The following is an 11,817-nucleotide window of genomic DNA, read 5'->3' on the forward strand; positions in this document are numbered from 1 at the left end:
GCCTTACGCTTTCGCCATTCCGGGAAGCTCGCCGATCGCGGCCTCGACCTGCTCGCGCGAGTAGGGCTTGACCGCGACCGGCACGCTTTCGAGATCGCCCGGGATCGTGTCTCCGCCGCCGTAGCCGGTAGCGAAGATGAAGGGCACGCCCATTTCCATCAGGCGCTGCGCGGTCGGTTCGGCGGATTCGCTGCCGAGGTTGAAGTCGAGCATCGCGAAATCGATCGACTTGTTGTCCAGGATCGACGCGGCGGCGTCGTTGCGCGAGGCGAGATGGACCTCCTTCGCGCCCATGTCCTGCATGAGCCCTTCGGCATCGAGCGCAATCAGCGCGCTGTCTTCGAGGATGAGGACGCTGCGACCTTCGAGCGAGATGTGCTTGGCGGCGGTCTTGCGGAACTTCGCGGGCGCTTCGCTTTGCTTTTCGCAAGGCATGATGAAGCGCGCCGGGACGACGAATTCGCCTTCCATCCCGGCGGTCTTGTAGTGCACTTCGGCAGTCCCGCCGAGCTCGTGCGGGATCGAACTCGTGATGATCGTCGTGCCGAAGCCCTTGCGCTTGGGCGGCATCACTGCCGGACCGCCGCGCTCGCGCCATGACATGCGAAGGTCGCCGCCCGGCATCAGCTCAAGCCCGATCTCGACCCTGCCGCTGTCGCTCAGCGCACCGTATTTCGCCGCGTTGGTGGTCAATTCGTGCACGACGAGGGCGAGCACCGTGAACCCGTCGGGCTTTACCAGCACATCGTCGCCCGACACGATCAAACGGTCCTTCTTCGCATCGAGATAGGCCTCGGCCTCGGTCGCGATCAGGCCCTTGAGGCTGGCCGGGCTCCACTGGTCGGCGGTCAGCTGGTCGTGTGCGCTCGCGAGCGACTGGATGCGGTGGCCGAGCGTCTCGACGAAGGCTTCGATATCGGTCTCGCGATCCTTCGACTGGCCGACCAATGCGCGGATCAGCGCGAGGATATTGCGTACGCGGTGATTGAGTTCGGCAATGAGCAGTTCCTGCTGCTCGGCTGCCTTCTTGCGCTGCTCCGAAGCCTTTTCGGTCATCCGCAGGACCACTTCGAGCAGGGTCGTGCGCAGGATTTCCGCGACTTTCAGTTCCGCGCGCGTGAACGGCTTGGATGATCCGCGCACCAGCTCGGACCATTCCTCGAAGCTCTTGCGCGGCGTGAGGCGCGGGCCGTTGGGGCCGTGTTCGATCGACTTTTCCTGGTCGCCCGCCCAGCGCACCGAGCGCAGCTCTTCCGCGCGGAACAGGACCACGTAGTCGCGCGGCGTTCGTGTTACCGGGATGGCGAGAAGTCCGGCGACTTTTGCAGAGTACTCCTCCGCTTCGGACAGCAGGTCGGAGGCCCGGTTGGTCGCATAGACCTCGCCCGGGTTTTCGCGGTTGAGCGCGTTGATCAGCCGCTCGAACTGGTCCTTGTTGGGCGTGAGGCCGCTCAGCGAACATTCGCCCTCGACCCATACGCCGACGCCGTCTGCCGGGATCGCACCGCCGATCGTGTCCGACAGCCACTCGGCATTGGCGAGGTCGCTGGAGTTGTCGGCGGCTGCGGCTGAAAGGCGGCTCGCGATATCGCGGCCACGCTCGGTCAGCAGGTCGTCCTCGCTGCGCAGCACGCGTTCGAGCTGGAGCGAGAAGATCTGCCCGAACAGCTCGACCCCGCTGCGCTCGGCAAAGCTGAGGTTGCGGGGGGAATAATGGTGGCAGGCGAACAGCCCCCAAAGCTTGCCGTCGACGGTGATCGAAACCGACAGCGAGGCGACGACGCCCATGTTGCGCAGATATTCGATGTGGATCGGCGATACGGCGCGAAACAGCGACATCGACAGGTCGAGCGGCTCGCCGCGGTCTGATGGCTCGATCACCGCGACTTCCGCATTGGCGTCGGCGAGGATGCGGAAGGGGTTGCGCAGGTAGAGCGCGCGGGCCTGCTGCGGGATATCGCTCGCCGGATAATTGAGGCCGAGGAAGCTGTCGATGTCCTTGGCAAGCGCCTCCGCCGCCACTTCGCCTGCACCGGTCGGGCCGAAGCGATAGGCCATCACGCGATCGAAGCCGGTCATCTTGCGCATCTGGCGCACGCCTTCGCGCAGCAGCGCCTCGACCGAAGTGGCCTGCCCCAGTTGGCCGATGGAGGACCGGATCAGCGAGGAGACCTCGATCTGGTCGCCCTTGCTCGGTTCGGCCTCGATCAGGATCGACGGGCCCGAGAAATGCAGCGCGACATCGTGCGACTGGCCGTTGCCGAACAGGTCGAGGCCGAAAATGCGCTCGACGGAATCGGGCTGGCCGAGCGCCGCAAGCCTGCCGCGCAGCTGCTTGATCGCCGTGTCGGTAAAATAGGCGGTGAGCGGTTCGCCGAGGATTTCTTCCGCTGGCTTGCCGAATGCATCCTGCGTCTTGGCCGCGTGGCGGATCATCCAGTCGGCGGAGGTGGCGACAAGGAAGCCGAACGGCTGGATCGTGCCGGGAATATGTATCGGCTCGCGATCGCAATTGGTCAGCGTTACGGCTTGAGGTTTGTTCACGCGGCGATCCCTGTCGGTGTGTGGCGCATTGCGCATTCGGTAAAGCGAAGGAAAAGGTGCCGCGCACCCGCCTTCGCATCTTCGAGCCATTCCGGCCCTTCGCGCGCCGCCTCTTGGTCGAGCGCGTCGCAGAAATTGTTCCAGTGCGTGCCGAGATCGCTCGGCGGGGAGAGATAGGCCCTCGTCGTCCCTTCGGGCACTTGCTTCACCAGCTGCTTGCCGCCGAGGCGCGAGCCTTCGATGACATATTGCATCCCCCAGATTGCCCCGGGCGAGCGGGGAGCGCCGCTTGTTTCCAGAAGCGGCGCAATGCGCAGGGCCTCGCAGTCTTCCAGCAGGTCTGCCGAGCGGGCACGGTAGCCCGCCCAGCCTTCGGCGGTGAAGCCTTCCTCGAGCGGAAGGATCGCGGCTGCATGCGCGCTGATGAAAGCGCGGTAACCGTCGGCACAGGCAAGGTCGAAGCCTTCGAACGCACGCTCGGTCGCATCATGCAGGTCGGCGGTATGGGACTTCAGGGCCTGGCGCGCAGAGGATTTACCGACCGAACGGGGACTGCCCGAACGGCTGTACGGGCACGATTGTGCTGCCCGATCCGGTGCGTGCTGGTGCACCCTTGTCTTCCCCCTTCGAATAACTTCGGTTTGGGCACAACGGACACAAAGCAATTTTGTGCCGACAATATTTTGCAATTCCGAAATATTTTTGCCCGAAACCTGTCGGAGGACGATTTCCTGCAACCCGTGCGAGTGGCGTGACCTGGGTGCGTCTAACCGCTAGTGGGCGTGGGACAAGGAGAAAACGAGATGGGCGACTGGACGATCGGGATCATCGGGGGCAGCGGCCTCTACCAGATCGATTCCCTCGAGGATGCACAATGGATCCGCGTGAACTCGCCCTTCGGCGAGGCGTCCGACGAAATCCTGTGCGGCCGGATCGGCAATGTGAAGCTGCGCTTCCTGCCGCGCCACGGCCGCGGACATCGCATACCTCCGTCGGAAGTGAATGCGCGGGCCAACATCGACGCGCTCAAGCGCGCCGGCTGCACCGATATCCTCGCCATCTCCTCGGTCGGGAGCCTGCGCGAGGAGCTCGAACCCGGGAGTTTCGTCGTTGTCGACCAGTTCATCGACCGCACGTCCAAGGGGCAGGGGGCCAGGCCCTCGACCTTCTTCGGCACCGGCATGGTCGCCCATGTCAGCATGGCCGAACCGGTCTGCGAGCGGCTTTCCGGTTTCGCTGCGAGTGCAGTCGAGAAGGCAGGCGGCAAGGTCGCGAAGGGCGGGACCTATCTCGCGATGGAAGGCCCGCAGTTCTCGACCCGCGCCGAAAGCCACCTCTACCGCGAATGGGGCGCGGACGTGATCGGCATGACCGCCATGCCCGAGGCCAAGCTCGCGCGCGAAGCGGAGATGCCATACGCGCTCGTCGGCATGGTGACCGATTACGACTGCTGGCGCGAGGATGCTGCCTTCGTCGAAGTGAGCGAAGTGATCGCGCAGATGCAGTCGAACGGCGACATCGCGCGCGCCGCGGTCGAGCATTTCATCGCCGGGCTGCCCAAGACCCGCAAGGTATCGCCGCTCGACACGGTGCTCGACCATGCCGTGATTACCCCGCCCGATGCGCGCGACCCGCAGATGCTCGCGCGCCTTGACGCTGTTGCCGGGCGGATACTCTAGCCCCGGCCCAAATCCTTCCTTCGCCGTTAACCCTCAATCGCAACCGCGTTGCAGGGGGCCACGGGATAGCTCAGCCGCACTATGGCAAAGCTGTCCCTCATCCGCCGACTCGCGCCGCTGGGCGTTCTCGTCGCCGCGACCACCGCAACGCCGGCCCAGGCCGGTGCGTTTTCCGGCAACATCGCCGTGCCGGCGCTCGCGCTACCGAGCATCACTTTCGTGGTGCAGGGTATCCAGCCGATGAGCGCGCAGCAGGACTGCGTGGCTCCGCTCGCGGCGAACGCGCAGGTCCCGGCGCAAAACCAAGCTATGTCGAAGTCGGCAGCCATCCTCGGTGGACAGATGAGCGCGCTCGATCGCATCCGTGCGCAGCAGACGGGCGAGATCTCGACCATGCCGGTCGAAGAGCCGGTCGTTGCGGCAACTCCGGCCGTCGCCGCACCATGTGCAGGGCAGGGGACGGTGCCGGGCTTCGCAGTCCCGCAGCCGGTCGCCGCGATCGACTATGGCGCACGCAATGGTGAAATCCTCGGATCGATGAAGCTGCCGATCCGCCGCACGAAGTTCGATGCCGACTGGGCACGCGTTTCGAGCCGTGGGCTGAGCTCGCGCGACATGCGCCGCTCGATCGGCACGACCGAGCTTGCCGGGATGGAAGGGCTCCAGCGCGTCAACGCCTGGGTCAACACCAACATCGCGCACCAGTCGGACCGCGCGGCCACCGGAAAGGCCGACAGCTGGGCCGATGCCCGCTCGACGCTGCGCAGCAAGAACGGCGACTGCGAGGATTTCGCGATCCTCAAGATGCAGATGCTCGCCAGTCTCGGCTACTCGCGCGAGGACATGACGCTGACCCTTGCGCGCGACCTGGTGCGCGGCGCGGACCATGCCGTGCTCATCGTGCGCGAGGGCGGTCAGTACTGGATGCTCGACAACGCGACCAACACCGTGCTGCCGGCGCATCGCTCCTACGACTATCGCCCGGTTATGAGCTTCGGTGAAGGCAAGACCTGGCTGCACGGCTACGCCATGCCGGCCAAGCGGCTCGATTACCGCTCGGTCATGGCCGTTTCGAGCGCGCGCCGCACCGGCTTGAACAGGTAAGACAGGACCGATTTGCGCCCGGTGATGATCTCGACATCGCAGATCATGCCGGGGACGATCGGGAATTCCTGGTTCCCCTTGCGCACGAAGGCGCGGTCGGTTTCGATCAGCACCGTGTAATAGGCCTCGCGCTCGGCCTCGTCGTAGACGCTGTCGGCCGAGACATTCGTGACCTCGCCGGGCAGGCCGCCGTAAGTCGCGAAGTCGTAGGCGGTGATCTTCACATTCGCGCGGTCGCCGACCTTGATGAAGGCGATGTCCTTGGGCGCGACGCGCGCCTCGATCAGCAGCTTCTCGCCGACCGGCACGACCTGCATGATCTTCTCACCCGCATTGACGAAGCCCCCGATGGTGGTCACCTGCAAGTCGTTGACGATCCCGTCGACTGGCGAGCGTAGCTCGTTGCGGTCGCGCCGGGCCTCGGCCCCGCGGATGGTTTCCTCGTTCACCGCGATGCGCGTGGCGACTTCGCTGCGCTCGGCGAGCGCCTGCTGGCGGAACTCGGAACGGGCGGAGCTGAGATCGGCCTGCGCCTGGCTGATCGAGGCACTCGCGCGCGCGACGGCCTGGCGTGCGGCCGACAGCCGACCTTGCGTATCGACGAGGTCGCGCTGGGCGGTAAGCAAATCGGTCTGCGGGACGATCCCCTGCCGCGCGAGCGGTTCGAGCATGTTCACTTGCTCGCGCGCGAGGCGGACGCTGTTTTCCAGTGTCGAGACGGTCGAACGGGCCTCGGAAAGATCGCGGCGGCGCTGCTCGATCGCGGCAGCCAGTGCGCGCTCACGGCTTTGCGCGGTGGCAAGGCGCGCCTGCTGGAGGCGGCGCTCTTCGGCGCAAACAGTCCCGGGCTCGCAGCTCGCGCCGCCCGAGCGGTTTGCTTCGCCTTCGAGCCGCTGGGCGCGGGCAGCGAGGCGTTCGTTCTCGGTGCGAAGCTGGCCAAGCTCGGACGATGCCATCGCGTCGTCGAGCCGGACCAGCAGCTGGCCCTGCTTCACCGACTGGCCGCTGCGCACGAGGATTTCGGAGACGACCGAAGGCTCGGCCGGCTGGACGAGCTGCGTCTTGCTCGACGGGATCACCTTGCCGGTGCCGCGCGTCACTTCCTCGGTCTGGGCAAAGGCCGCCCAGATGGCGAGCAGCAGGATGCAGGCAGCCGATACGGCGATCAGCTTGCGGTTGGGATCGAGGTCGCGAAACCCGTCAATCACGCTCATCTAGGGTGCTCTCGCTATCGGGCGCCTGGCCGCCCTGTTTTGCAATCGATGCTTCGTAGATCCCGCCGGTATTGACCGGATCGGGGATCGACAGGCGCCATTCCTTGGTCGTGTCGATCCGCCCGCCGACATCGCTCGGCGCGTGACGGTCCTTGATGTCGGGCACGACGGTCAGGCCGGTGACGAAGTTCTGCTCCGGCTCGAGCGATTCCAGCCCGTCGAGGCGATCGGCTTCGAGGCGCTTGAGACGGTCCCAGTTGAGCGCGGGGATCGCCTCGCGGCCGGCCCAGCGGGCGCTGAAGGCGCGCGAGCGGCCCGCGGAGCCGGGGAAGCGGTAGAAGATATGCGCGCCGATCTTGGTCACCTTGCCGAGGCGGAAGGCCCAGCGCGGCAGGACGTAATCGGCGTGATAGTGCGTCGAGGTGCCGACCGATTTCTCGATATGGCCGCCAAGCGCCGCAATCGCGACATCGCGCGAGGCCTGCCACTTGCTGGCCATCGGGCGGCGCAGCAGCGATCCGTCGCAGGTGAAGCTGAACTGGCAGACGCGCTGGTTCGAGCCTTCGTAGACCACGCCGCAGACCGAGTTCGGATAGAGCGGGTGGCGCAGCCGGTTGAGCACGACCTGCGCGACCGCGCGCTTGCCCGCGACCGGCTCGTTGGCGGCCTCGTAATAGATCGCCTGCGTCATGCATTTGAGCGCGTTGTCGTAAGTCGGCCCGGACAGGTCGCCGAGCCGCCACTTGCCCATGCCTTCGAGCGGTTGCTTCGACAGCGGGATCATCGCGTTGCGATCCTGCGCGCTGGTGCCTTCGGCAACCAGCGGCTCGCCGCTCGGAACCGAGGCGAGCTTGAGCTGGACGATTTCCGGCGCGAATTGCGGCTGGAGATCGTCGAGGCTGGTCGAATGCGCGCTGCCGAGCAGGAATGCGAAGGGCAGGGCGGCGATCGGCGCAAGCTTGCCTTTCAGGCCGAGCAGGATGGCGGTGAAGTTCATGCCTCGATGCCTCCGCTCTGGCGGGCCTGCGCGAGGATCTGTTCCTTCGGTCCGTCGGCGACGATGCGGCCCTGGTCGAGCACGATGATACGGTCGCACAGGCTGAACAGCGCCGGGCGATGCGTCGCCACGACCAGCGTCTGTTCGGGCTGGAGCTTTTCACGCAGCCGGTCGACGAACAGCGCCTCGGTGCGCGAATCCATGTTGCCGGTCGGCTCGTCGAGCACGAGCAGTTCCGACGGGCTGACGAAGGCGCGGGCGAGCGCGATGAAGGCCCGCTGTCCGCCCGAGAGGCGGCGACCCTGCTCGCCCACCTGGCGGTCGAAACCGACCTCGTCGCGGGCGATGAATTCCTCTGCGCCAACGGCCTTGAGCGCCTCGTGCAGCTGCGGTTCGGCCGCATCCGGGCCGCCGAGCTGGAGGTTGTCCTTGACCGAGCCGGTGAAGAGCAGCGCGTCCTGGCCGACGAAGCGGAATGCGCGGCGCAGGTCCGAGGGGCGGAACTGGCGGCTGTCGATCCCGTCGACCAGCATCGCACCGTCGCTTGGCGGGTAGAGGCCGCACAGGATGCGCCCGAGCGTCGACTTGCCCGAGGCGACGCGGCCGATCAGCGCGATCTTCTCGCCCGGCTGGATCGTCAGGTCGACCCGATCGAGTGCGGCGCGCGCGGCATCGGGATAGGCGAAGCTGCAGGCATCGAGCTTGATCGAGCAGCGGCGCGGAACGGCAGGCGGCGAAGTACGGCCGAGCGTGCGCTCGTCCTCGCCGTCGAACAGGTTCTCGATGCTGGTCAGCGTCTCGCGGGCCTGGCGCGCGCGGGTCAGCAGGAAGGCGATTTGGCCCGCCGGTGCGAGCGAGCGCGATGACAGCATGACGATCGCGATGATCGCACCCATGGTGATCGCGCCGCTGTCGAACAGGTAGTAGCCGCCGATAATCAGCGAGATGGTCGAGATCTGCTGGAACGAGCTGGCGAGCCCGACCGCGATCGAGTTGATGCGCTTGAGGCGCTGGTGCGAGCGGCTGCCGATGTCGGACAGCGTGTACCAGCGGCCCATGATCGAACCTTCGCCCGCAAGGCTCTTGAGCGTTTCGGCACCGGCGACCGATTCGACCAGCAGCGTCTGCTGCAGGCCGTGGTCGGACTGTGCATCGCGCGCCGCTTCTGAGACCTTGCGCTGCAGGATGAAGCCGGCGATCCCCATCAGGATCATTGCCGTGATCGGGACGAGCGCCAGCCAGCCCGCGATGATCGCGATCACGCCGACGAAGACGAACAGGAAAAGCAGGTCGACCACCAGCACGACGCTGGTCGAGGCGAAGAATTCGCGCACGTTGCCATATTCGGAGACGCGCGCGGCGAGCGCGCCGGTGCTGCCCTGGCGCGAGGCGAGGGGCAGGCCGATGACGCGGCTGAAAATCTTTTGCGACAGGCGCATGTCGAGCCGCCGCCCGATCTGGTCGACGACATTGGTGCGCGCGGTGCGCAGCGCGAATTCGAGCGCGAAGGCGAGCAGTACGCCGACGCCGAGCACCCACAGGGTCGAGACCGCCTTGTTCGGGATCACGCGGTCGTAGACGTTCATCGTGAACAGCGGCAGCGCGAGCGCGAGCAGGTTGATCAGCAGCGAGGCGAGCAGCACCGAACGGAACGCGCGGCGTTCCTTGTTGAGCTCGCTCCAGAACCAGTGGTGGCGCGCCTTCTTGTACCAGGGCGAGCCCTGTTCGCGCAGCCGGTCGGGATCGCCAACGACCGAATACATCCCGCCGCCGAATTCCTCGGCGAAGGCCTTGCGATCGACCCACACGTCTTCGCCGCTTTCGGGCGTCCACAGCAGGACCTGGTCGCGCGTGACCTGGCGGATGATCGCGGGTGCCGCCTCGCCGCGTTCGACGAGGGCCGGGTAGAGGTCCTCGTCCAGCGGCAGGCGCTTGCGCTCGATCCGGTCGTAATTGAGCCCGGCAAGCTCGAGCGCCGCGCCGGCCTGGTGCATCGGGGTGCGCCCCTCGGCATCCTTGGCGAGAGTATGACCCTGCGCCGCGTCGAACGGCAGCCCGAAATGTCGGGCCAGTTCTTCGACGCAGGCGAGAAGGGGATCGGCCGTGGCGGCGTGCGGAATGTCCGTCATTTGCATCAAGGCCGATCCGATCCCGTTCTACTCATTCAGTCGGCGTATCGCCGACGCTGCGTTTCGGCAGGCAGGCTCGGCCCGTAGTCGAACCGCTGGCGCTCCTCCATGCCCGCACCCGCGCCGGGCGCGATGCTGAGGGCGTCGAGGAACTGGTTCGTCGAGGCGAGGACCTGGTACTGCGCGAAAAGTTCGGAGAAGCGCGAAGTCTCGCGCCGCACCTGCGTGCTGTAGCGCGCATTCTGCGAATCCAGCACGTCGAGCAGCGAGCGCCGCCCGATGTTGAACTGGCTGCGATAGGACAGCAGCAGGTCGTCGCTGACCTGCGACTGGCGTTCCAGCGCAGAACCCACGCGGCGCTGCGACTGCATCGCAGTCCATGCATTGAGCACGTCCTGCTCCGCTTCGCGGGTCACCTGGTGGAGACGGAAGCGGGCCTGCGAGGCACGGCGCACCATTTCCTGGTACTTCGCGCGGTTGATCCCGCCGTCGAAGATGTTCCAGCGCAGGTACACCCGGCCCATCACATCGTTGGTCTCGCCGCTGAAGCCGTCGATATCGTCACCGATGCGGCCCGTCAGGTCGACGCCGATGGTCGGATAGAGATCGCCCTTGGCCGACATGGCCAGCGCATTGGCTGCATCGACATCGGCCATCGCCTCGCGCACCAGCGGGTTCTTCGTGCGCGCAAGGCCCACGGCAGCTTCCTTGGTGTTGGGCATGTTGGCCGCAAGGTTCGGCGGCAGGGTCACGCTGTCGACCGTCAGGCCGGTCAGCGCGCGAAGGGCGATCTTCGCCTCTTCGAGCGACTGCAGCGCTTCTTCCTGGCGCACGATCGCGGCCTGCAGCCGCTCTTCGGCCTGCTGCTGGTCGGCTACGCTGATCGAGCCCTGGCTGACGCCTTTGCCCAGGTCGCCGACGAGCGACTGGTGGAAGGCGGCATTATCGACCGAGGCGGCATAGATGCGCTGCTGGAGCAGCACGTCGAGATACTGCCTTGCAACCTGCAGTGCGACGAACTCCGAACGCTCGACGACGCGCAGCGATGCACCATCGACGCGCGAGGCCTGGCGCAGCAGCTCGCCGCGACGACGACCGAAGTCGAAGATCGTCCAGTCGGCCTTGGCCTGCGCCTCGATCGGATAGAGCTCGTCATCGGCAATGCCGAGCGTGCGGCGGGTGTTGTTCTCGAGCCGGCGGATGCCTGCCGAAGCCTCGATATCCACGCGCGGCGCATAGAGGCCCTGGGCCTGCTCACGCTCGAACTGGATGGCTTCGGTATTCATCTGCGCCTGGATCACCTCGGGGTTGGTCTCGACGGCGATCGCAATGGCCTCCTGCATGGAGATGGCATCGTCCTGCGCGATTGCGGCGCTTGACGTACCGGCCAGCAGGCTGGCGGCGGCGAGCTTGAGGAAAGTCTTTTTCATGGTCCCTGCTCCCTCAGCGAACTTCGATTTCGACACGGCGGTTCTGCGGGTTGCGCACGCCGTCTGGCGTCGGCACGCGCGGTTCGCTTTCGCCCCGAGCACGGGTCTCGATCATGCTCGCGGGCACGCCCATGGCGCCCATTTCGTCGGCGATCGCCTGCGCGCGGCGCTGCGAAAGGCCGTCGTTGTAGGCATCGCTGCCCGAACGGTCGGTGTGGCCGGTGACGACGAAGGCGTTCCAGCCACACTGCTGGTAATTGCCGCGCACGAAGCTCAGCGTGTCGCGCGCCGAAGCGGGCGGCACTGCGCTATCGAAGTCGAAGAAGATCGCTCCGATGACCGGACGTTCGCACTCGGGCTGAGGCGTCGGCTCGGGCTTCTCGATGATGCGCTGGCGCGGCACCATCATCATGCGCTGGTAGGCATCGTCGCACTTGCCGATGCTAACCGGATCCTTGGTGCCCGACTTGAGATAGCCCAGCGCGATACCGCACTGCGCTTTCGCGTCGATCGCCCAGAGATACCGCGGGTCGTCGGCATTGACGATCGCGCTGTCGTTCGAGGTCGTGATCGCCGCCTGGTAGCGCATATCGATCGCATCCCTCAGTGCAGAGCCGTCGAGCGACATGAGATCGCCTCCGTCCTGCGCCATCGCGGGCGCCGATAGGGCCCCGAGGGCGAGGCCCGTCAGTGCAAGTGCTGTCCTGTAGTCAGTCATGG

At 66.2% G+C, this 11,817-nt stretch carries 9 protein-coding genes; 2 read left to right on the forward strand and 7 right to left on the reverse strand.

The window, feature by feature from the left end:
- Positions 1–3 precede the first annotated feature (3 nt).
- The gene (locus tag EO245_RS03720) at positions 4–2,544 is read right to left on the reverse strand and encodes an HWE histidine kinase domain-containing protein (protein WP_234026951.1); all 2,541 of its coding nucleotides are present in this window, start codon (positions 2,542–2,544) and stop codon (positions 4–6) included.
- The gene (locus EO245_RS03725) at positions 2,541–3,155 is read right to left on the reverse strand and encodes a biliverdin-producing heme oxygenase (protein WP_128891668.1); all 615 of its coding nucleotides are present in this window, start codon (positions 3,153–3,155) and stop codon (positions 2,541–2,543) included. Before EO245_RS03725 ends, EO245_RS03720 begins: the two co-directional genes overlap by 4 nt.
- Positions 3,156–3,347: 192 nt before the next feature.
- On the opposite strand from EO245_RS03725, the gene mtnP reads away from it, so the two are divergent.
- The gene (gene mtnP / locus EO245_RS03730) at positions 3,348–4,223 is read left to right on the forward strand and encodes an S-methyl-5'-thioadenosine phosphorylase (protein WP_128891669.1); all 876 of its coding nucleotides are present in this window, start codon (positions 3,348–3,350) and stop codon (positions 4,221–4,223) included.
- An 81-nt stretch (positions 4,224–4,304) separates the two neighbouring features.
- The gene (locus EO245_RS03735) at positions 4,305–5,327 is read left to right on the forward strand and encodes a transglutaminase-like cysteine peptidase (RefSeq protein ID WP_128891670.1); all 1,023 of its coding nucleotides are present in this window, start codon (positions 4,305–4,307) and stop codon (positions 5,325–5,327) included.
- On the opposite strand, the gene EO245_RS03740 is transcribed toward EO245_RS03735, so the two are convergent.
- The 5 genes from EO245_RS03740 to EO245_RS03760 are packed head-to-tail and all read right to left on the reverse strand — an operon-like array spanning position 5,273 to position 11,815.
- Entirely contained in the window at positions 5,273–6,541 is a 1,269-nt protein-coding gene (locus EO245_RS03740) for an HlyD family type I secretion periplasmic adaptor subunit (protein WP_128891671.1), read from the reverse strand. The two genes, EO245_RS03735 and EO245_RS03740, sit on opposite strands and share 55 nt — an antisense overlap.
- Positions 6,528–7,538 (reverse strand): cell wall hydrolase, encoded by a 1,011-nt coding sequence (locus EO245_RS03745; protein WP_128891672.1) that lies wholly within the window; start codon positions 7,536–7,538, stop codon positions 6,528–6,530. Before EO245_RS03745 ends, EO245_RS03740 begins: the two co-directional genes overlap by 14 nt.
- Positions 7,535–9,667 carry a type I secretion system permease/ATPase gene (locus EO245_RS03750; protein WP_164931255.1) on the reverse strand — a complete coding sequence of 711 codons (2,133 nt, stop codon included), beginning with the start codon at positions 9,665–9,667 and terminating at the stop codon, positions 7,535–7,537. Before EO245_RS03750 ends, EO245_RS03745 begins: the two co-directional genes overlap by 4 nt.
- Positions 9,668–9,702: 35 nt before the next feature.
- Positions 9,703–11,097: a TolC family protein gene (locus tag EO245_RS03755; RefSeq protein WP_128891674.1), complete on the reverse strand. Its 1,395-nt coding sequence runs from the start codon at positions 11,095–11,097 to the stop codon at positions 9,703–9,705.
- Positions 11,098–11,110: 13 nt separating this feature from the next.
- Positions 11,111–11,815 carry an OmpA family protein gene (locus EO245_RS03760; protein ID WP_234026952.1) on the reverse strand — a complete coding sequence of 235 codons (705 nt, stop codon included), beginning with the start codon at positions 11,813–11,815 and terminating at the stop codon, positions 11,111–11,113.
- Positions 11,816–11,817: the final 2 nt, after the last annotated feature.

This window comes from Erythrobacter sp. HKB08, assembly GCF_004114695.1.
GTDB lineage: Bacteria > Pseudomonadota > Alphaproteobacteria > Sphingomonadales > Sphingomonadaceae > Parerythrobacter_A.